19 protein-coding genes and 1 tRNA gene are annotated in these 19633 nt (G+C 61.6%); 13 read left to right on the top strand and 7 right to left on the bottom strand.

Annotation, left to right across the window (positions count from 1 at the left end):
- Nucleotides 1-9: 9 nt before the first annotated feature.
- Together AC1Z36_RS06370 and glyA are read right to left on the bottom strand one after the other, a co-directional pair.
- Entirely contained in the window at nucleotides 10-1227 is a 1218-nt protein-coding gene (locus AC1Z36_RS06370) for a sarcosine oxidase subunit beta family protein (RefSeq protein WP_038991586.1), read from the bottom strand.
- A gap of 2 nt (nucleotides 1228-1229) precedes the next feature.
- Nucleotides 1230-2546: a serine hydroxymethyltransferase gene (glyA, locus tag AC1Z36_RS06365; RefSeq protein WP_483561840.1), complete on the bottom strand. Its 1317-nt coding sequence runs from the start codon at nucleotides 2544-2546 to the stop codon at nucleotides 1230-1232.
- 151 nt (nucleotides 2547-2697) lie between these two features.
- Here glyA and AC1Z36_RS06360 point away from each other — a divergent pair, with 151 nt between their 5' ends.
- From AC1Z36_RS06360 to AC1Z36_RS06345, 4 genes are all read left to right on the top strand, one after another.
- Nucleotides 2698-3357, top strand: a complete 660-nt coding sequence (locus tag AC1Z36_RS06360; protein ID WP_105662740.1) for a GntR family transcriptional regulator — start codon at nucleotides 2698-2700, stop codon at nucleotides 3355-3357.
- 103 nt (nucleotides 3358-3460) lie between these two features.
- Complete coding sequence (locus AC1Z36_RS06355) at nucleotides 3461-4915, top strand: HNH endonuclease (protein ID WP_483561839.1); 1455 nt, start codon at nucleotides 3461-3463, stop codon at nucleotides 4913-4915.
- A 380-nt stretch (nucleotides 4916-5295) separates the two neighbouring features.
- Entirely contained in the window at nucleotides 5296-6090 is a 795-nt protein-coding gene (locus tag AC1Z36_RS06350; RefSeq protein WP_105661928.1) for a creatininase, read from the top strand.
- 121 nt (nucleotides 6091-6211) lie between these two features.
- Nucleotides 6212-7837 (top strand): BCCT family transporter, encoded by a 1626-nt coding sequence (locus AC1Z36_RS06345; protein ID WP_286134618.1) that lies wholly within the window; start codon nucleotides 6212-6214, stop codon nucleotides 7835-7837.
- Here AC1Z36_RS06345 and AC1Z36_RS06340 read toward each other — a convergent pair.
- Nucleotides 7803-8063: a hypothetical protein gene (locus AC1Z36_RS06340; protein ID WP_146112936.1), complete on the bottom strand. Its 261-nt coding sequence runs from the start codon at nucleotides 8061-8063 to the stop codon at nucleotides 7803-7805. The genes AC1Z36_RS06345 and AC1Z36_RS06340 overlap by 35 nt on opposite strands.
- A 69-nt stretch (nucleotides 8064-8132) precedes the next feature.
- On the opposite strand from AC1Z36_RS06340, the gene AC1Z36_RS06335 reads away from it, so the two are divergent.
- The 5 genes from AC1Z36_RS06335 to AC1Z36_RS06315 all read left to right on the top strand — a co-directional run bounded on the left by AC1Z36_RS06335 (nucleotide 8133) and on the right by AC1Z36_RS06315 (nucleotide 12803).
- A complete protein-coding gene (locus AC1Z36_RS06335) occupies nucleotides 8133-9386 on the top strand; it encodes an aminopeptidase P family protein (protein WP_105661930.1) in 1254 nt (417 codons plus the stop codon).
- Between the two features lie 192 nt (nucleotides 9387-9578).
- Nucleotides 9579-10934 (top strand): MFS transporter, encoded by a 1356-nt coding sequence (locus tag AC1Z36_RS06330; RefSeq protein WP_105661931.1) that lies wholly within the window; start codon nucleotides 9579-9581, stop codon nucleotides 10932-10934.
- A 31-nt stretch (nucleotides 10935-10965) separates the two neighbouring features.
- Nucleotides 10966-11739 (top strand): IclR family transcriptional regulator, encoded by a 774-nt coding sequence (locus AC1Z36_RS06325; protein ID WP_105661932.1) that lies wholly within the window; start codon nucleotides 10966-10968, stop codon nucleotides 11737-11739.
- A gap of 2 nt (nucleotides 11740-11741) precedes the next feature.
- Nucleotides 11742-12158, top strand: a complete 417-nt coding sequence (locus AC1Z36_RS06320) for a cupin domain-containing protein (protein WP_105656362.1) — start codon at nucleotides 11742-11744, stop codon at nucleotides 12156-12158.
- Nucleotides 12159-12215: 57 nt separating this feature from the next.
- On the top strand, nucleotides 12216-12803 hold the full coding sequence (locus AC1Z36_RS06315) for an NADPH-dependent FMN reductase (RefSeq protein ID WP_105661933.1): 588 nt from the start codon (nucleotides 12216-12218) through the stop codon (nucleotides 12801-12803).
- A gap of 16 nt (nucleotides 12804-12819) precedes the next feature.
- Here AC1Z36_RS06315 and AC1Z36_RS06310 read toward each other — a convergent pair whose 3' ends face one another.
- A complete protein-coding gene (locus tag AC1Z36_RS06310) occupies nucleotides 12820-13392 on the bottom strand; it encodes a dihydrofolate reductase family protein (protein WP_105656360.1) in 573 nt (190 codons plus the stop codon).
- A gap of 134 nt (nucleotides 13393-13526) precedes the next feature.
- Nucleotides 13527-13602 (bottom strand) — tRNA-Ala (locus tag AC1Z36_RS06305).
- Between the two features lie 190 nt (nucleotides 13603-13792).
- Between AC1Z36_RS06305 and AC1Z36_RS06300 the strand changes: the two genes are divergently transcribed.
- Nucleotides 13793-14218: a VOC family protein gene (locus AC1Z36_RS06300; protein ID WP_105656359.1), complete on the top strand. Its 426-nt coding sequence runs from the start codon at nucleotides 13793-13795 to the stop codon at nucleotides 14216-14218.
- Between the two features lie 8 nt (nucleotides 14219-14226).
- On the opposite strand, the gene AC1Z36_RS06295 is transcribed toward AC1Z36_RS06300, so the two are convergent.
- Nucleotides 14227-15453: an MFS transporter gene (locus tag AC1Z36_RS06295; RefSeq protein ID WP_105656358.1), complete on the bottom strand. Its 1227-nt coding sequence runs from the start codon at nucleotides 15451-15453 to the stop codon at nucleotides 14227-14229.
- 208 nt (nucleotides 15454-15661) lie between these two features.
- Between AC1Z36_RS06295 and AC1Z36_RS06290 the strand changes: the two genes are divergently transcribed.
- Complete coding sequence (locus tag AC1Z36_RS06290; RefSeq protein ID WP_181149044.1) at nucleotides 15662-16540, top strand: endonuclease/exonuclease/phosphatase family protein; 879 nt, start codon at nucleotides 15662-15664, stop codon at nucleotides 16538-16540.
- Here AC1Z36_RS06290 and AC1Z36_RS06285 read toward each other — a convergent pair.
- The gene (locus AC1Z36_RS06285; RefSeq protein WP_105661935.1) at nucleotides 16537-17211 is read right to left on the bottom strand and encodes an alpha-ketoglutarate-dependent dioxygenase AlkB family protein; all 675 of its coding nucleotides are present in this window, start codon (nucleotides 17209-17211) and stop codon (nucleotides 16537-16539) included. The two genes, AC1Z36_RS06290 and AC1Z36_RS06285, sit on opposite strands and share 4 nt — an antisense overlap.
- Before the next feature lie 290 nt (nucleotides 17212-17501).
- On the opposite strand from AC1Z36_RS06285, the gene cobA reads away from it, so the two are divergent.
- Together cobA and AC1Z36_RS06275 are read left to right on the top strand one after the other, a co-directional pair.
- Nucleotides 17502-18521, top strand: a complete 1020-nt coding sequence (gene cobA / locus AC1Z36_RS06280) for a uroporphyrinogen-III C-methyltransferase (protein WP_105661936.1) — start codon at nucleotides 17502-17504, stop codon at nucleotides 18519-18521.
- Nucleotides 18521-19621: a uroporphyrinogen-III synthase gene (locus AC1Z36_RS06275; protein ID WP_105661937.1), complete on the top strand. Its 1101-nt coding sequence runs from the start codon at nucleotides 18521-18523 to the stop codon at nucleotides 19619-19621. Before cobA ends, AC1Z36_RS06275 begins: the two co-directional genes overlap by 1 nt.
- Nucleotides 19622-19633 lie beyond the last annotated feature (12 nt).

Below are 19633 nucleotides of genomic sequence, written 5' to 3'. Positions count from 1 at the left end.
CGGTTGCTCCTAGTGTGCGACGGCTGCTGCGCCGTGCTCGTCGATGAGGTGGCCGGTTTCGAAGCGCTCCAGGCTGAACGGCTTGTTCAGCTCATGCGGCTCGTCGTGGGCGATAGTGTGCGCCATGGTGAAGCCGGCGCCCGGGGTGCCCTTGAACCCGCCGGTGCCCCAGCCGCAGTTCACGTACAGGTTCTGGATCGGGGTCTTGGAGACGATCGGCGAGGCGTCCATGGTGGTGTCCACGATGCCGCCCCAGGTGCGCAGCACGTGCGCCCGGGCGAAGATCGGGAACAGCTCCACCGCCGCGGCCATCTGCTCCTCGATCACGTGGAACGCGCCGCGCTGGCCGTAGCCGTTGTAGCTGTCGATGCCCGCGCCCATGACCAGTTCGCCCTTGTGCGCCTGGGAGACGTAGACGTGGATGTGGTTGGACATGACCACCGTCGGATGCACCGGCTCGAACAGCTCGGAGACCAGGGCCTGCAGCGGGTGGGACTGGATGGGCAGTTCGAAGCCGGCCATTTCGGCGAGCACCGAGGAGTGCCCGGCACCGGCCAGGGCCACCTTGCCGGCGTTGATGGTGCCGCGCGTGGTCTTCACGCCGGTGACTTTCTCGCCATCCTTGATGAAGCCGGTGACTTCGCAGTTCTGGATGATGTCGACGCCCATTTCGTTGGCCTTGCGGGCGAAGGCCCAGGCCACATGGTCGTGCTTGGCGATGCCGGCGCGCGGCTGCCAGGTGGCTCCCATGACCGGGTAGCGGATGTTGTCGCTCACGTTGATGATCGGGCAGGCTTCCTTGACCTGCGATGGGTCCAGCCATTCGGCGTCCACGCCGTTGAGCTTGTTGGCTTCCACGCGGCGCACCGATTCGCGCACATCCCCGAGGGTGTGGGCCAGGTTCATCACGCCGCGCTGGGAGAACAGGAAGTCGTATTCCAGGTCCTCGGGCAGCTGTTCCCACAGCTTCAGCGACTTCTCGTAGATGCCTGCCGACTCGTCCCAGAGGTAGTTGGAACGGATGATGGTGGTGTTGCGGGCCATGTTCCCGCCGGCCAGCCAGCCCTTTTCCAGCACGGCCACATTGGTGATGCCGTGGTTCTTGGCCAGGAAGTAGGCGGTGGCCAGGCCGTGCCCGCCGCCGCCGACGATGACTACGTCGTAGGACTTCTTCGGTTCCGGGTTGTTCCAGAGGAATTCCGGGTGCTCAGGCAGCAGATCAGCCATGGCTATTCTCCAATCTTCTTCAGGTTCGGGTACAGCGGGTGGGCCGCGGCAAGCTGCAGAACACGATCCTTCAGCTCCGGCAACACCGCCGCATTACCCTCAGCACCAGCAATCAACGTCTGTGCAATGATCTCCGCAACCTCAGCAAACGCAGCCTCCGAGAAACCACGGGTAGCCAACGCCGGAGTACCAATACGCAACCCCGAAGTCACCATCGGCGGGCGCGGATCAAACGGAACCGAGTTGCGGTTCACGGTGATCTCCACCTGAGCCAAGAGGTCTTCGCCCTGCTGTCCGTCCAACTCGCTGTTACGCAGGTCAACGAGCACCATGTGAACATCTGTGCCACCGGTCAGTACGCTGATGCCCTTGGCAACAACGTCTTCCTGGGTCAGGCGCTCAGCCAGGATCTTCGCCCCAGCCAAGGTCCGCTCCTGGCGCTCCTTGAACTCCGGCGACGCAGCAATCTTGAACGCCACCGCCTTGCCAGCAATCACGTGCTCCAACGGACCACCCTGCTGACCAGGGAACACCGCCGAGTTCAACTTCTTCGCAATCTCCGCATCATTCGAGAGAATAATGCCGCCACGTGGACCCGCAAGCGTCTTATGCGTCGTGGAAGTCACCACGTGAGCGTGCGGAACCGGCGAAGGATGCAACCCGGTTGCCACCAAGCCAGCGAAGTGCGCCATGTCCACGAACAGGTACGCGCCGACCTTGTCAGCGATTTCGCGGAAGCGCTTGAAGTCCAGCTGGCGAGGGTACGCCGACCAGCCTGCAACGATCATCTTCGGCTGATTCTCGATGGCAAGGCGCTCCACCTCGTCCATGTCCACCTCATAGGTTTCCTCGTCCACACCGTAAGGAACGATGTTGAACAAGCGGCCCGAGAAGTTCAGCTTCATGCCGTGGGTCAGGTGGCCACCGTGGTTCAGATTCAGGCCGAGCACGGTATCGCCCGGGCGAACCAGCGCGTGGTATACCGACGCGTTAGCCTGCGCACCCGAGTGCGGCTGCACATTAGCGAACTTCGCGCCGAACAAGTCCTTCAGGCGCTCGATCGCCAGCGTCTCGATGACATCAACTTCCTCGCAACCGCCATAGTAGCGGCGGCCCGGGTAGCCCTCGGCATACTTGTTGGTCAGTACCGAACCCTGCGCCTGCATGATTGCCTGCGCAGTGTGGTTCTCCGAAGCGATCATTTCCAGGCCGCGCTGCTGGCGAGCCAGCTCAGCGTCAATACGCTGCGCGATCTCCGGATCGAGATGCGCGAGGTCTGCGGTCAGGGAATCTGCCGAGAGAGTTGAAGCTTGTGCCATTGCCCATTCCTAAATGTATGAATTGCCGACAACTGATATATCAATCTGCGATTCACTGTATGATGGAAGTCACAGCCCGGTCAATGGGTAGCCCGAAATTATTTCAGCGTGTAGCAATCACGCAGTATGGAACAGAGAAAACGGAGGCAAGATGACACTCGCCACACAGCTTCCCGTGGGCGCCGAGTCCCTGGCTGAACGCGCCTACCTGGTTCTGCGAGACCGGCTCATCATGATGGACATCGCCCCCGGCGACCCGATCAACGAAGCCCATCTGGTCAACGAACTTGGGGTCGGCCGCACGCCGTTGCGCGAGGCGCTCAAGCGCCTGGAGGTCGACCACCTGGTGCAGTCCTATCCGCGACGCGGCACCTTTGCCACCCGCGTGGACATCACGGAGCTGGCCGATATCACCGAAGTCCGCGAAGCCCTGGAACCCCTCGCCGCGGCCAAGGCAGCAGCCCTGCATGGCGGCAGTGCACGCAGTCGCATCGAGGCAACGCTCCAAGCCGTCAGCCAGCTGTCGGGCGCGAATCTCCGGCGCACGCTGATGGAGAACGACCTGGAAGTGCACCGGCTGATCTACCAAGCGGCCGGCAATCACCACCTGGAGCAGACACTGATCCGCCTGGATAACCTTGCCACCCGCATCTGGTGCATGGCCCTGGATCGCCTGCCGAGCATCGACGAGCACATTGAAGAACACATCTCGCTGCTCCAAGCCATCCTCGACGGCGACGCGCAGCTGGCACAGGAGTTGGCCCTGGAGCATATCGTGCATTTCGAGACGTCGGTGCGATCCGTTCTCTAGCCGCGGCTTCACCGCTGGAGCGATGCCATGCACTGCGAAAAAATACTTATCCTCATTTCTCAGAATCGAAGACATGTTCTAACAAGCGAAGTATAATTAGAACATGTCCGAAGCAAAGGCGCACGGAAACAGCCTCACCCCACCAGCACCCCCCGAGGAATTCGACCTCCACGTCCAAACCGTGCAAAACGACCTCTCCGCCCTCGAGGAACACGGCAGCAAAGCCGACTGCGCCCACGGCATCGAGTTGCTGGAAGCCCTCATCTCCGCAGCACGTTGCAAGCAGGCCGGCCTCGCCCACCAAATCGAAAAAGAATACGTCCGCGACCACGAAGAACGCGGCGTCCACCTCGATGACCAAACCCGCGGCGCAGCCGCCTGCGTCGCCCTGGCCCGCAAGCAATCACCGCACGGCATGCGCAACTACCTGGTCAATTGCCGCATCCTCTTCGAAGACACCCCGAACCTCGCCGCCGCCTGCGCCCGCGGCGAATTCACCGAAGCCCAAACCCAAGCCATCCTCACCCCGCTCCAAGACCTCAAACCCCAGCGCCGCACCGAATTCGACCAGCTCTACGCCCAGAACCCGCACATGTTCGAATCCATGGGCACCACCCAAATCAAGGAAACAGTCCGAAAATTCGCCCTGGCCTACATCTCCGACCCCGACTCCATCAAGCAGAAAACCGTCGAAGAGCAACGCAACCTCACCCTGAAAATCGACGACCAGCACGGCCGCATCATCATCCACGGCGAATACCCCCTGCTGCAGGGCATGTGCCTCAAACGCTACCTCGACGAAGAATCCAAAACCCTGCGCAAAAAAGGCGACCCCCGCACCCGCACCCAGATCCGCGCCGACCTGCTCTTCAGCTACATGATGGTCGGCGAACCCTCCAAAATGCCCATCGCCCTGCAAGTCGCAGTAGTCATGACCGACCGGGCCCTGTTCGCCGGCGAACGCGAACCAGCCTACCTGGAAGGCTACGGCTTCATCCCCGCCCAGAGCGTACGCGAATGGATCAGCGGGCACCAGATCCCCAACAGCCTGACCTTCGACCAAATGGACGCCAAACCCACCACGGAGCTGATCGAACAGCTCGACGTGCGCACCGAACTCGCCCGCCTCTACACCGCACCCGGCGACCAGGACCTGATCGCCATGGACTCCAAAGCCCGGATCTTCCCGGAAAAGCTCAAGAAGTTCATCGCGATCCGCGACCGGCACTGCCGCACCCCGTTCTGCGACGGCATCGTGGAGGAAATAGACCACGTCAAGCAATACGCCCGCGGAGGCAAGAGCACCGTCTTCAACGGCGATGGCCGATGCGCTAGTTGCAACAAGGCCAAGGAAGCCGCCGGCTGGTACGAATACACGAGCTACGGCAACGGCCACACCATCATGATCTGTCCCGGCTCGGCGATGTCCTACAAGTCCACCGCGCCACCAGCCACGGGCTACGCGCACAAGCCGTTCCCGCAATTGAGACGCGACTCGAAATGGATACAGCAACTCAAGGAACGGCTGAAGCCCCCACCCGACCAACCGGATCCATGAGCCGCGAGGTAAACCGATCGTTTGCACCGCTCGCCGCTATTACGCAACCACGCATCACCCCGTCCCACCCCTGCTTGGCGCGCTAATCCAAACCGCCTGGCATGCATCCGCCACGCAACACTTCGATTTTCGTGCACCGCGCAAGCTGGCACCTCGTTACCGCACTGGCTTGGCACCTCTTCTTGCCGCTCATCGTGCAGATGCTGAACCCGCGAGATGCGCCACGACCACCATGCGAAGTTTTTCACCATGAGGCTTGACTGTGACGTGAGCCACTGAAATGATTCAGTGCAACACTGTTGCGCTTCTTGCAACCGTATTCCGATACCGAATCTTTCCCGCCTGCGGCATTACTTGCCCCACGGGTCCAGGAGAATTCCATGCACTCAGTATTCATAGACGAACTCGATGCCCAGACTTACGCCGAGAACGTAGCGCGTACCGGATCCACCATTATCATCCCGGCCGGAGCGACCGAACAGCACGGACCTCACATGCCACTGGGCGTAGATGCCATGCTCTCGCGTTCCATCGCAGAAGCCGTCGCGCAACGCACAGGTGCTTTGGTTGCGCCGGCGTTGAGCTACGGGTACAAATCCCAGCCCCGCTCCGGCGGCGGCAACCACCGCAAAGGCACCACCAGCCTCGGCGGCACTTCGCTTAGCTTGATGATTGAGGACGTAGTTGCATCCTTCATCTCCCAGGGCTTCGATAATGTTGTCGTCCTCAACGGGCATTTCGAGAACTACCAGTTCATCTACGAAGGATTGGACAACGCAGTAGTCAAGTGCCGAGCCGCCGGCGCGGCGTCGCGCGCCATCCTGCTGTCTTACTGGGACTTTGTCGATGAGGAAACCTTGGCCAAGGTCTTCCCCGACGGCTTCCTCGGCTGGGACATCGAGCACGGAGGCATCCTCGAAACTTCCTTGATGCTCCTGCTCCACCCGCACCTGGTAAACATGGATCGGGTTGTCGACCACCCGCCCGCTAAGCTCGCGCCCTATGACATCTTCCCGGAGGATCCGTCACGCACCCCGGACAGCGGTTGCCTCTCTTCTGCGAAGGGCGCCACGGCAGATCGCGGCCAGCTGCTATTCGAAACCGTCACAAACCAAGTTGCCGATGCACTCAAAGGCGAGCTGCTGCTGGGCAACATCAGCATCGAGGTGAAATAGCATGTCTGTGGATAGCTCGACATCCCAAGACAGGAAAAAGTCCGCGAAAGCACCCCGGACCCCTGAAGGCACTAAGAAGCAAGTTGAGGTACCACGTTTCATGGGGCGGCACATACCGCCCATGGATCGACTGCTCATTCGCGTAATCCCCCCAGTACTGATTATCGCCGTGATGATTTGGGTCCTGTCCAATCCAGAAGCCGCCTCAGCCGCGATTTCCGAAATGCGCACTTTCGTCACCGGAAAATTCACCTGGCTCTTCATCTTGTATTCAGTATTCACAGTGGTGGTGTGCATTTGGCTCTCCATGAGCCGAGTAGGCAAGATCCGTCTCGGCGGCCCGAACGCCAAACCGCAGCACAGCAAATTCGCTTGGTATTCCATGCTGTTCGCTTGCGGCCAAGGCATCGGCTTGATCTTCTGGTCAGTTGCCGAACCAATTATGCTGCGCGATGAAAATCCCGTGATCCCGGCAGGGCCAAACGGTGGCGGCGAAGAAGGGGCCATTGTTTGGACCTACTTCCACTGGGGCTTGACCGCCTGGGCCATGTATTGCGCCGTTGCAGTGTGCTTGGCCTACTCGCATCACAACCTCGGCAAGACGTTGACTTTTCGCGAGGCTACCGTGGATATCCTGCCCCGATGGTCGCGACGCGGAGCCGGCGTCATCGTTGAGCTCCTGGCAATTATCGCGACCGTACTCGGCCTGGCTACTTCCTTCGGATTCGCAGCCATGCAGTTCACCTCCGGACTGACTTCCTTCACTGGATTAACCGCCAGCCCAATGATGTGGTTCATGGTCATTCTGATCTTCGCTGGCATCACCTCTATTTCGGCTATCGTCGGCATCAGCAAGGGCATGGCACGGATCAGCGGATTGAACTCGATCCTCAGTATCGTGCTGATCGCAGCGGTGCTGGTTTTCGGCCCATCGCTGTACATCATCTCGAATCTGTCCCAGACCTTTGGCAGCTTCTTCACGAACTTCGCGAATATGAGCCTGTGGACCGATTCAGGATTGGCCGCCAACACCCTGGATTCATGGCAAGACAGCTGGAATGGCTGGTGGACGGTCTTCATCTGGTGCTGGGTTATTGCCTTCTCCCCATTCGTGGCCGGATTCATTGCCCGCATTTCGCGTGGCCGTACCATCCGCGAATTCGTTCTCGGCGTGACCATCATTCCTTCATTGATCGTGATGGTTTGGGTTGCAGTGATCGGCTCCGCAGCACTCTACTACGATGACCAGACTGATCGCGGCATCAGCAGTGCAGTCGCCGGGGACACTTCCTCCGGCTTGTTCGTCATGCTTGATTCCTTGCCTGTCGTCGGCACGGTCCTGCTAGTTGTTTCCACCATCCTGGTGGCCACCTACTACGTGACATCCTTGGACTCTGGCATTTACGCACTCAGTGAATTCGTCTCCGCCCCGGGCAAATCCGGTCCAGTCTTCCGTGTAGTCCTCGTGCTGTCTGTCGCGACGGTGACCACCGTGCTGCTGACCATGGGCGGAACCGCGGTGGTCGATACGGTCCAAACTGGCACCATTATCGGCGCCTTCCCCTTCTCCTTCGTGATCATTTTGATGATCATCAATTTGATCCGGAGGCTGCTCAAACGAGACAAGGCGATCAAGCAGCTGGAAAAGGACATCAACAACCCCGACCCGAATCTGGTCTTCGTAGCCGACCCCGATGGCGGCGGAGCGATCCTCAAGGAAGACCCAGGACAGGACCCACAGAATTAAGCAGTAGAACCCGCATTGGCATGAAGGCCGCGATGCTCGCCATGATGAGCTTCGCGGCCTCCTGCATTACCTCGTGGTTTTCATATTCATGCAGGACAATTCCGATCTTGTGCACTGCAGAAAAAGTTTTCACAATCGCCCTTGACAGTGACGCAGCGCACACATAATCTAAATGCAACGGCGTTGCATTGAGCGCAACACGAACTTCTTCTCCGGCGATTCCCATGAATCCTCGCAATCCATCTGATTGGGCCGGCCTCCCTTGACAGTTGATTTCCCACAAGGAGCCAAAACCATGACTACCGCCAATATCGCCACCAATGTTTCCGAACTGGCCCGACTGAAGACCCTGCACAACGGCGCCAAGGAGCAGCTGACCTTCTCGGATGCCGAGTTCGAGCGCCGCCTGGCCGGCCTGCGCCAGATCATGGCCACGAAGTCGCTGGACGCAGTCATCCTGACCAGCTACCACGGCATCAAGTACTACTCGGACTTCCTGTACACCACCTTCGGCCGCAACTACGCGCTGGTGGTCACCGCCAGCAACTCCACCACCGTCACCGCGAACATCGATGCCGGCATGCCATGGCGCACCAGCTACGGCGACAACATCGTGTACACCGACTGGAAGCGCGACAACTTCTTCTACGGCCTGCAGGAAGCACTTAAGCGCGACGGCGTGAAGGCAACCCGGATCGGCGTGGAAGACGACTTCCTGCCGGGCCGCACCCGCCAGCAGATCGCCGACACCTTCGACGGCGCAACCCTGGTGGATGTCTCGCAGGACGCCATGCGCCAGCGCATGATCAAGTCCGCCGAGGAAATCGAGGTCATCAAGCACGGTGCACGCATCGGCGACCTGGGCGGCGAAGCCATCAAGGCAGCGATCCGCGAAGGCATCAGCGAATACGAGGTCGCACTGATCGGCACCGAGGCGATGGTGCACGAGATTGCCAAGACTTTCCCGCACCGCGAAGTGCGCGATACGTGGGTCTGGTTCCAATCGGGCATCAACACCGATGGCGCCCACAACTGGGCCACCACCCGCAAGCTTGAGCGCGGGGACATCCTCTCGCTGAACTGCTTCCCGATGACCTCCGGCTACTACACCGCGCTGGAGCGCACCCTGTTCCTCGGCGAGCCGGATGCCCGCAGCCTGGAACTGTGGAACGTCAACGTCGAGGTCCACAAGCGTGGCCTGGAGCTAATCAAGCCCGGAGCAGTCTGCAAGGACATCGCAGCGGAGCTGAACGAAATCTACATCTCCCACGGCCTGCTGCCGAACCGCACCTTCGGCTACGGCCACTCCTTCGGCGTGCTCTCGCACTACTACGGCCGCGAAGCTGGCCTGGAACTGCGCGAGGACATCGAGACTGTCCTGGAGCCGGGCATGGTCGTTTCGATGGAGCCAATGATCACCGTCGCTGATGGCGAGCCAGGTGCCGGCGGCTACCGCGAGCACGACATCCTGGTCATCGGCGAGGACGGTGGCGTCGAGAACATCACCAAGTTCGGCTTCGGCCCGGACAACAACATCATCGATGCCTAGGGGCAACTGATAACCGTGGGGCGGGGCCCGAGCCCCGCCCCACGGCTGCTTTAGCCATCTGGGGCGCAGCAAGCAGGGGGCTGTGCCTAGAACCGAAGACCACCCACCGGTCTGTCGAAACACTTCATCATTCCAGCGGCATCAAAGCCAGGACTGGCCAAAGCCGTTGCCCTCCAGAGGCGGTTTCACCCCATGAACCATTCCAGCAATTCCCCATTGCAAGCCCCCACCGGAACCACGGCCGCAGCGTCCACCTGCGTGCCCCAGTCCCGCACCATTGACGCGAAGACCCGCCGCAAGGTGATCGCTGCCAGCTTCATCGGCAACTTCGTGGAATGGTTCGACTACGCAGCCTACGGCTACTTCGCCGTCACCATCGCCGCCGTATTCTTCCCCAGCGACGACCCCCAAGCTGGTCTGCTGATGACTTTCGGGGTATTCGCCATCTCCTTCCTGGTCCGTCCTGTCGGCGGGTTCATTTGGGGGCATCTGGGCGACAAGATCGGCCGGCGTGAAGCCCTGTCGTGGTCGATCCTGCTGATGACCGGTGCCACCTTCTGCATAGCGCTGCTCCCCGGCTACGCATCCATCGGTTTTGGCGCGCCTCTGCTGCTCCTGGCCCTGCGTCTGGTCCAGGGCTTCTCTGCCGCCGGCGAGTATGCCGGCGCCTCCGCCTTTCTGGTCGAGTACGCGCCGGCCAACCGGCGCGGCCTATACGCGGCAGTGGTTCCGGCGAGCACTGCCACCGGCCTGCTCTTCGGCTCACTGATGGCCGCCGGGCTGACCGGGTTGCTGTCAACCGGGGATCTGGAGTCCTGGGGATGGCGCATACCGTTCTTGCTGGCCGCGCCCATGGGGCTCATTGGCCGCTATATCCGCACCAAGCTGGAGGATTCACCAGCTTTCCTTGAAGCATCATCCGAGTCCTCCACTCCTGAGGGATCCCCAGTCGGGTCGTTGCTGAAGAACCACTGGCGCCAGCTGGTCCAGGCTGCGGGTGCGGTGCTGCTGAACGCCGTGGGCTTCTATGTAATCCTTTCCTACATGCCGACTTATCTATCCGAAGAGCTCGGACTGGACGCCACCCGTTCCTACCTGGCAACGACCGTTGCGCTGTTGGCCTACGTTGGTTTCATCTTTGTCACCGGCATGCTTTCGGATCGTTTCGGACGCAAGCGCGTCTTGATCAGCGCATCGATTCTGTTCATCCTGTTCACCGTTCCTGCCTTCATGGCTTTGGAATCAGGAAACTTCCTGGTCATTGTCTTGGTCCAGATCCTGCTCGGCGCGATGCTCACGCTCAACGACGGCACCCTTCCGAGCTACCTCGCGGAAATGTTCCCCACCAAGGTCCGCTACTCCGGCTTCGCAGTGTCGTTCAACCTCTCGAATGCATTGTTTGGCGGAACCGCACCGTTCGTGGCCACATTACTGATTGCCACTAGCGGCAACGTCCTTGCCCCCGGCTGGTACTTGATGGGCGCAGCGGTGATTTCGCTGGTGGCGGTGGCCTGCTCGGTCGAAACCAGCCGCAAACCACTAGTCTGAGCCGTAGGATAGTAGCAACTCAGGAGGGGAAATGACTGAAATTCGCAGTGAAACCCGAGGCACCTCGGTGATCGTCAACGTGCTCGATGTGCTCCGTTGCTTCACCGTTGAGCGCCCGGTAGTGGGCGTCACCGAAATCGCGGAGCAGGTCGGCCTCCACAAATCGAGCGTCTCGCGCATTCTGGCCACCCTTGAGCAGGAACGCGTTGTGGATCGCGACGCGGAAACCCGCAAGTACCGCTTGGGTGTCGGCCTGATTGCCATTGCCGGACCATTGCTTGCCAACCTGGACGTGCGGCAGGTGGCTTACCCCATTCTGGAAGATCTGCGTGAAGCTACCGGCGAGACCGCTGTACTGAACATCTGGGACGGCAGCGAGTCGATTTCGGTAGAACAGCTGCCTTCAACCCATCTGGTCAAGCACACCTCGGTCATGGGGTCGCGGTACCGTTCGGGGCTGAGCGCTACCGTCCAGGTATTCCTCGCCAATGAGGATCCAGTACGCCGCGCGGAGCTGATCTCCAACGGAGAGATCGATCTTGCCGGCACGGCCCCCGCCGAATACCAGGCACGCCTGGATCTTGTACGCGAGCTGGGCTACGCGGTCAACTACGGCGAGACCTCCGCCGAGGAGGTCGGAGTGGCCGCAGGAATTCTCGATCACCGCGGTGAACTCGTCGCCTGCGCCATGACCGCCGCTCCGTTCTACCGCATCGGCGCCGATGAGCTGGAGCAGCTTTGCTCCAGCACCCGTGCCGCAGCAAGGCGAATCAGCACCAGGCTGGGATACCAGGCGGAGGGATAGCCATGGATCCGTTTGAAGCGCGCGATGCCCATGCCTTCGACTACCGGATGCACGAAGGCTCAGCCATGAAGGTCAGCCACCACTTCGCCGGGCACACCGGGATGCCGGTAGCCATCCAGACCTGGGTGATAGAACCAGGCGGCTTCGAGGGCTTCCATCGCCACGAGGGCCAGGGAGCTTTGCAGGAGTTCTACCAGGTGATCGAGGGCCGGGCGCGGATGCGGGTCGGCGAGCGCGTATACGAGCTCGGTCCCGGTGACAGCGTATTGGCCGATGCCGGAGTGGACCACGACCTGTGCAATCCCGGCGGCACGGACCTGCGCGTGCTCACTGTTTGGGGCCCGCCGGGCGCCGCCGACTTCTCGGACTTCGGTTCGCACCAGATTGCGCAGCGCGGTCATCCAGGCGGCCTGGCTTAGCTGGGAGTTTGCCCGAGGGCCTTTTGCCACCCCTCACCCCGGTGCTGAAGTGGTTCCATGGATTACAACATCGGCTATTTCATCGGTTCGCTCGCCACGAACTCCATCAACCGCGTCCTGTCCAAGGCCCTGATAGCCCTGGCACCTGAAAACCTCAGTTTCACGGAAATCCCGATCAGCGATCTGCCCTTGTATAGCGCTGACTACGATGATAATTATCCCGAAGCCGGGACCGCGCTAAAGACCGCCATCGAGGCCTCGGACGGCCTGCTATTCATCAGCCCGGAGTACAACCGTTCAATTCCCGGTGCGCTGAAAAATGCCATCGACTGGGGTTCGCGGCCCTGGGGCACCAACTCCTTCGCCCGCAAGCCCACCGGCCTGCTCGGCGCTTCGGTCGGAGCCATCGGTACCGCGGTCATGCAGTCCAGCATGCGCAGCGTCCTCAGCTTCCTGGATGCCCCGCAGCTGAACTCCCCCGAGGTCTACCTGCAGTACCGTCCCGAAGACTTCGGCGAGGACGGGAGCATCAGCAACCCGGACACCGAGAAGTTCCTGGCCCACTACATGGGCGAATACGCGGCGTTCGTTGAGCGTGTGCTCGATGCGACAGCTGCGGGTCATATCGGAGACGAAGGAATGTAGCCGCCTCCAACGTCCACTAGCCGCGCGAGTACTCGGCAAGACAGACTCCGGAGGCAAAAGACTGCATGTTCTCCAGCCTCCAGCGATCCGGGGCATACCCTGTGTCCCCGAAGAGCTTGATACCCGACCCGAACATCACCGGCTGCACCTTCAGGGCCAACCTGTCGATGTCCGGCCGGAGCCTGGCGGCCAATTGCCCTCCGCCGCACAGCCAGATGCCGTCACCCGGTTGGGATTTGAGTTCCCCGATGACCTCTCGCGGATCCGCACTGGTGAACTGCACCTCTTGGCTTCCTGGAGGTGAAGAGTGCTCGCGCGTGAAAACAATCTGTCTCAGATGCGAGTACGGGCTGGGCAGTGCTGGCAAGCCGACCGCGTAGGTATTCCATCCCATCAGCACCGTATCGAAAGGGCACCCCTCGATAGGCAGTCCAGCCGACTCTGCCAGCTGGGTCGGCGCGGTGCCGCGGTAGCGGTCCCAGATGGGCGCCGCGTGGTCGCCAGCCACCGCGAATGCATCGAATTCGCCGTGAGGACCGGCAATGTACCCGTCCAAGCTCACTGCAACGAAGTAGGTTAGTTCTCTCATTGATTCTCCCTTGGCTCGAAGACGGAATCGTCTGGGAAATTGAGCCAACCCTACAGCATGGCCTGTTGGGAACTTGGGAGAATGCGAAAAAACCGGGAAACATCATTTCTGATGTTTCCCGGTTTTTTTCCATTTGGTGGAGGTAAGGGGATTCGAACCCCTGACCTTCTGCATGCCATGCAGACGCGCTACCAACTGCGCCATACCCCCAAACGAGGTGATTCCAGTGGCTTGCACAACCCCTGAACCGAGATAAAACTTTACCGGAGCACTGCCGAAAACTCCAAATCGGCCGTTCGAGACGCTGGTCACAATCCTCTATTCACACGGTGCTCCCCAAGTGGAAGAATATGGGTCGGGACCTGCCGGCCCCACCCATTCCTTCGAAAGGCGCAATCCCATGACCATCGGACTGACCCCATACCTGCGTTTCGCCGGAGACGCCAAAGAAGCTATGGAGTTCTACCACCAGGTACTCGGTGGCGAGCTTTCCATGATGACCTTCCAAGAAGGCATGAATGACAACAATCCGGCCGTTGCCGACCAGATTATGCACTCCTCGCTATTCGTTGAACGCGGCCTGCACTTCATGGCCTCGGACACCCCGCCCGAAATGGACGTCCGGGGCAATGGCGTGATCGCGCTAAGCAGCGACGGGACGGCCGGAGCCGACGCGGAGACCCTGACCCGGTGGTGGGAAGGATTGGGCGAAGGCGGCCAGATCAACATGCCATTGGAGCGGGCCCCGTGGGGCGACTCCTTCGGCGAGCTGCGCGACAAGTTCGGCGTGGTCTGGATGTTCAACATCACCGCGTTGGCCAGCTAGCCCAAGCGCTAGTGGGTGCGCGCCTGCTCGCGGGCTTCCAAAGCTTCGCGGCCTACGAGCAGGCCCACCTTCTTCGCGCGGATCTGGGTTATCCACGCGATCAGCAGGCCCAAGGCGGCCAGCCCAGCGCCAACCACAGATGGGGCGCGGAAGCCGTAACCGGCGGCAATCACCGCGGCACCCAGGGCGGCGCCCAGCGCGTTGGCAACATTCAGCGCCGAGTGGTTCAGCGAAGCAGCCAGCGACTGCGCATGCGGGGCCGAATCCATCAGCAGCGTCTGCAACGCAGGGATCAGCAGGGAACCCACTGCGCCCATCACGAAGACCATGATCATCGTCGGAACCACCCAGCTGGTCACGGCAGCGAAAATCAGCATGGTGGCGATCATGAAAACGGAAGAAAGCTTGATCGCGCCGAAGATCGACCAGTCGGCAAGCCTGCCACCGGCCAGCGAACCAACGACCATGCCTACGCCATAGAGCGCCAAAGCCAACGGCACCAGCTCAATTGGCAGTCCTGCTTCTTCGGTCAGCGTGGGCGAAATGTAGGAGTACACCGCGAAGAATCCGCCGAAGCCGACAATGCCGGTGAGCATCGCCAGCCACACCTGGGCACTCTTCAAGGCGGTCAGCTCGCGGCGGATGCTCGCCCCGGCATCGGTCTTGCGCCATGGGACGAACAAGCTAATCAGCACAGCGGTCAACACGCCGATCGCAGTGACGACCAGGAACATCGAACGCCAGCCGTATTCCTGGCCGAGCCGGGTCACCAACGGGACACCGGCAACGTTGGCCACCGAGAGCCCGAGCATCACCCAGGCAATGGCGCGTCCGCGCATCGTGGCCGGAACCAAGCTGCCGGCAAGCACACCGGCCAGTCCGAAGTAGGCCCCATGCGGCAGGCCTGCAAGGAAGCGGGTCACCAGCATGGTGTTGTAGTCCGGAGCGAAGAATGAGGAGAGGTTGGCGAGCGTGAAGAAGAGAATCAGCAGCTGCACCGCACGCTTGCGCGGGATCTTGGCAGCCAGCGCAGTGAGCACCGGGGCGCCCACCACCACGCCGATTGCGTAGGCGCTGATCATCAGGCCCATCTGCGCATAGCCCACTTCCAGATCAGCGGCACCTTCCTGGAGCAAGCCCATCATGGCAAACTCAGTGACACCGATGCCGACGCCGCCCATGGCCAAGGCAACAATTGCCAGCAGTAGTTTTCCGCCAGATACATAGGCAGTCATTCAATTTCTCAATTCATGGCAGGGTCTTGGGAAGCGGCTCCCTCGGCGCTCTTATCCATCGTAGTGACTGCATCGGGCGACAGTGGCAATCCCCGAGCGGAAAATTACGAATCCCACAGTATTTTGTGCCACTGTATTAAGTCCTATGCCTCATTCATCGCACCATCGCCTGTCGGCCTCGCGAATAATCGCGAGGTTCTTCTTTGTCATGCTCTGTCTCGCGCTGGCCGGGCTAATGGTGTTCCACCAGCAGATCCCCGATGTCCTGGGTCTCGGATTGATCGTCGATAACCTGGCCCCGTGGATGGGCCTCGGAATTCCAGTGCTCTTGCTGATGGCCTTGGTGGTGCGCGGACGCATCAGCTTCATCGGCCTGCTCGTACCGGTCGTTGTTTGGGCTGTGCTCTTCGGGCCGGCGTTCCTGCCTTCGGACCGGCGCGCACCAGAAGCTTCCCTGCTGGTTGCCACGCAAAACGTCCACGAGTCTGCGGGCGTGCAGGCTGCCCGCGAATTGGCAGCCAACGGCGCGCAGGTCATCACCCTGCAGGAAATCGGTGAAGGCCAGGAGCCGGGAATCACCGCCGAGCTCGCCCAATCCCATCCTTACAGCTACATGGTCAGCACCGTAGGCGTGTGGAGCGCCTATCCGCTGAAGAATCCAGAGCCCCTGGATCTGGGGCTGGGTTGGGACCGCGCGTTGCGGGTGGACGTGGCCAGCGAAAAAGGGGATGTCCGCCTGTACGCTGTGCATGCGGCGTCGGCCAGGCCTACCGGCCATCACGAGCGGGACATGATGCTTGCTTCCTTGGCCGGCTACCTCGCCGATGACGATTCTCCGAAGATCGTTGCCGCCGGAGACTTCAACGCCACCAGCTCCGACCGCCACTTCGCGCCGGTCGCTAACCAGCTGGAGGAAGCCCACTACAGCGACTGGGGCTTGGCCCTGACCTGGCCGCGGTCCCTGTTCCCGATGCTCGGCATCGATCATGTGATGCTACGCGGCGTCGAATCAGCAGGCCTGGAGCGGCTGGAAATCGCCGATTCCGATCATTACGCGCTCGCTGCCACGATCGATCTGGGGAACTAGTTCCTTTCCAGCCCGGTCTGGCGCAGCGTGATGTTAATGCGTCCGCCGCCAAGGCCCAAGCCTGCAGGCGCGGTCCCGGCATGGATCTTGCTCACCCCGTGATAGGCGAAGCGTGAGGGGCCGTCGAAGACGAACAGGTCCCCCGAAGCCAGCCGTATCTCTTGCCATGGCCGGTTGCGGTTCTCGGTATTGCCCAGGCGGAATGTTGCCGAATCGCCGATGGACAGCGAAACCACCGGGGCGTTGATGCGCTCTTGCGCATCCTGGTGCATGCCCATGGCGGCCTGCACGTCGTAGTAGTTCACGATAGCCGCATCAGGCTGGTAGTCCTGCGCGCGCTGCAGGTCCCCCGTAGCTTCTGCGACCGCCTGCTTGCCCAAGCGGACCAGCCAGTCTTCCATGGGCGCCACTGATTGCCCGTCCAGGTCGTCAGCGGTCTTGGAGTAGCGGTTCGGGCTCCAATGCCACCCCAGGCACAAGCTCTGCACGCTCATCGGATGGCCGTTGACGGCTGTGCGGTGCGGCGGAACAGGCCCGCTGCCCCATTCGAAGAAGCGCCGGACGATCCACTGCTGCGCGGGCGCGTCCAGCCACCCCGGCAGGTGCCAGGCTCCTGGGCGCAAGGCTCCCCCGCTACGGGGCAGTGCACTGTCGTCGAACAGGGATTCCATGTTCCCAGCGTGCCCGTTGCAGGCAGAACTCGGCAAGTCTCCCGCGTATTCGCTCACTGAACTTTGCAGGATCAGCCAGGCCGGTGCCTCGCAACAATATTTACATTAGAGACTTTGTGTTTCGTCTTACCCTCGCGAACATTTCGAAAAGGTTAACCTTTACTCGAATTATTGCGCTTGAAACATTTGCGATACCTCCGGGAAAACCTGGGCGCCTAAGCTGGGTGCATCCACTAGTTCAAGGAGAATCCCATGTCACCCCTAGAAACTCGAGCAGAATCAAGGAAACCATGATTGGCATCGACCTCGAACTGCGCGGATGCACTGTGCTGATCGCTGGAAGTAAATCCGGGAGCAAAAATACTGCGCTGCGCTTCCGGGCGGAGGGCGCCACGGTGCTCACCGCCGACGGGCCCTTCCAGGCAGTACAGTTGCTGGAACAAGCCGGCCTGCTGGTGATCTGCGATGCCGAACCGCTGCGCTTCGCCTCGGTGGTGCAGGCCGCGCGCATTCCCGTCATGCACCTTGGACCAGCGACCCGGGCCGGATCCATCACCCTGCTCGGTGGCGGCCCCGGCGCATTGGACCTGCTGACCCTGCGCGGCGTGCGGGCCCTGGCCGAAGCAGAAGTCGTCTTCGCCGACAGGCTCGGTCCCGCAGCGCACCTGCCGTCTCTTGCACCGCAAGCTCAAATCGTGGACGTCGGCAAGCTTCCTGGACACCACAAGCTCACCCAACGGGATATCGAAGCCCTGATGATCGAAGCGGCCCGCGGTGGCGCTGCCGTAGTCCGGCTCAAGGGCGGAGATCCCTTCGTCTTCGGCCGCGGCTTCGAAGAAATCGCGGCCGCTACCGCTGCGGGCATCCCGATCAGCGTCATCCCGGGACTGAGCTCGTGCATCACCGTGCCGGCAGCAGCCGGCATCCCGGTCACCGCCCGCGGGGTGAACACCATGTTCACCGTGGTATCGGCCCACGACCCACTCAGCGATGCGCAGCTTGACCATCTGGCCAAGCTGGGCGGAAGCATCGTGATCCTGATGGGCATGGGCACCATCGAGCAGACCGTCGCCGGGTTGCACCGGGTCGGCATGGACCCGCAAATGCCATGCGCCATCGTCGAATCCGGCACCACCGACATCCAGCGCACCAGCTGCACCCGGCTAGCCCATCTCGCCGAAACAGCCCGCGGCCATTCCAACCCTGCAGTCATTGTCATAGGTGAAGTCGCTGGACTGCCGGCCACCCTGGTGAACGCGGCAGCGCAAGAAGAGCCGGCCACGCTGGCAGCGCAATTGGAAGTGGCCTGATGAGCAGCCCCAAACCCTTGGCCGGCTTCCGGCTGGCCGTCACCAGCGACCGCCGTTCCGCAGAACTCATCGAGGCCTTCGAACGCCGCGGCGCCGAGGTGACCCATACTCCGCTGCTCCAGCTCGCCCCGCTGGACGACGAGCAGCAACTGATCGCGCAAACGCAAAAGCTGATTGAGGTCCGTCCGCAGGTAGCCGTCATTACAACCGCCTACGGACTGCGCCGCTGGGTTGATACCTCCGAGGCTGCCGGCATTGGCGACGAGCTGCTGGCAGCGCTCGGGCAGGCGCAGCTCTACGTCCGCGGGGCCAAAGCCCATGGCGCCGTCAAGGCGCTGGGCCTGGAACCGGCCGCCGTGGCCAAGGACGGGCGCAGCGCCTCCATGCTGGAACTGCTGGAGGGCAAGCTCCAGGGCGCCACCGTCGCCTTGCAGCTTCATGCCGATTCCGACCATGGAATGCCCCAGAGCCTGCGCGAGCTGGGCGCTCGCCGGGTGCTGAAGGTGGAGCCCTACCGCTGGCAGGACACCAGCAGCGATAGCGGGATTTCTGCTTTGGTGGAGGGCCTGTGCGCCGCCCACTTCGACGCGGTGACCTTCACCAGCGCGCCAAGCGTGCACGCGCTGTTCGCCGCTGCCAAGGCGCGCAATCGCTTGCCCGCCCTGCTGCGCTCCCTGGCCGAGCGCGTCGCAGTGGCCACCGTTGGACCGGTGACTGCTGCCCCGCTGATCGAGGCGGGCATCTGCCCGTTGGTTCCCGAGCGCCATCGCATGGGTGCCATGATCGGCCAGCTCGTGGAGCATCTGGCCTCGCTGGGCACGTTGCAGGCCCAAACGGTCCACGGCCAGGTGCAGCTGCGCGGTCGTACCCTCTCGGTCCAGGACGAAAACTGCGAGTTGACGCCCGGGCAGGCCGAATTGGTGCGGGCGCTGATCGAGGCCGGCGGCAGCGTCCTCTCCCGCGACGAGCTGGGGGCCGCACTTCCGGAAGCCAGTTCCAAGCATGCCTTGGATATGACATTGAGCCGGCTGCGCAAGGCGTTGCCGCAACCAGAAATCATCGCCACGGTCATCAAACGTGGGTACAGGCTGAACGTATGATCACCCCGATGG

Source organism: Glutamicibacter sp. BS14 (assembly GCF_056934375.1).
The sequence above is the reverse complement of the archived record's forward strand: the minus strand, read 5'-3'. Positions and strand labels throughout refer to the sequence as shown.

Bases quoted from the DNA above. Each gene is read 5' to 3' on its own strand.
- AC1Z36_RS06335 (WP_105661930.1), top strand. From the start codon at position 8,133: ATGACTACCGCCAATATCGCCACCAATGTTTCCGAACTGGCCCGACTG.
- AC1Z36_RS06320 (WP_105656362.1), top strand. From the start codon at position 11,742: ATGGATCCGTTTGAAGCGCGCGATGCCCATGCCTTCGACTACCGGATG.
- glyA (WP_483561840.1), bottom strand. From the start codon at position 2,546: ATGGCACAAGCTTCAACTCTCTCGGCAGATTCCCTGACCGCAGACCTC.
- AC1Z36_RS06340 (WP_146112936.1), bottom strand. From the start codon at position 8,063: ATGGGAATCGCCGGAGAAGAAGTTCGTGTTGCGCTCAATGCAACGCCG.
- AC1Z36_RS06310 (WP_105656360.1), bottom strand. From the start codon at position 13,392: ATGAGAGAACTAACCTACTTCGTTGCAGTGAGCTTGGACGGGTACATT.
- AC1Z36_RS06330 (WP_105661931.1), top strand. From the start codon at position 9,579: ATGAACCATTCCAGCAATTCCCCATTGCAAGCCCCCACCGGAACCACG.
- AC1Z36_RS06360 (WP_105662740.1), top strand. From the start codon at position 2,698: ATGACACTCGCCACACAGCTTCCCGTGGGCGCCGAGTCCCTGGCTGAA.
- AC1Z36_RS06290 (WP_181149044.1), top strand. From the start codon at position 15,662: ATGCTCTGTCTCGCGCTGGCCGGGCTAATGGTGTTCCACCAGCAGATC.
- AC1Z36_RS06370 (WP_038991586.1), bottom strand. From the start codon at position 1,227: ATGGCTGATCTGCTGCCTGAGCACCCGGAATTCCTCTGGAACAACCCG.
- AC1Z36_RS06345 (WP_286134618.1), top strand. From the start codon at position 6,212: ATGGATCGACTGCTCATTCGCGTAATCCCCCCAGTACTGATTATCGCC.
- AC1Z36_RS06355 (WP_483561839.1), top strand. From the start codon at position 3,461: ATGTCCGAAGCAAAGGCGCACGGAAACAGCCTCACCCCACCAGCACCC.
- AC1Z36_RS06325 (WP_105661932.1), top strand. From the start codon at position 10,966: ATGACTGAAATTCGCAGTGAAACCCGAGGCACCTCGGTGATCGTCAAC.
- AC1Z36_RS06275 (WP_105661937.1), top strand. From the start codon at position 18,521: ATGAGCAGCCCCAAACCCTTGGCCGGCTTCCGGCTGGCCGTCACCAGC.
- AC1Z36_RS06295 (WP_105656358.1), bottom strand. From the start codon at position 15,453: ATGACTGCCTATGTATCTGGCGGAAAACTACTGCTGGCAATTGTTGCC.
- AC1Z36_RS06315 (WP_105661933.1), top strand. From the start codon at position 12,216: ATGGATTACAACATCGGCTATTTCATCGGTTCGCTCGCCACGAACTCC.
- AC1Z36_RS06300 (WP_105656359.1), top strand. From the start codon at position 13,793: ATGACCATCGGACTGACCCCATACCTGCGTTTCGCCGGAGACGCCAAA.
- AC1Z36_RS06350 (WP_105661928.1), top strand. From the start codon at position 5,296: ATGCACTCAGTATTCATAGACGAACTCGATGCCCAGACTTACGCCGAG.
- cobA (WP_105661936.1), top strand. From the start codon at position 17,502: ATGATTGGCATCGACCTCGAACTGCGCGGATGCACTGTGCTGATCGCT.
- AC1Z36_RS06285 (WP_105661935.1), bottom strand. From the start codon at position 17,211: ATGGAATCCCTGTTCGACGACAGTGCACTGCCCCGTAGCGGGGGAGCC.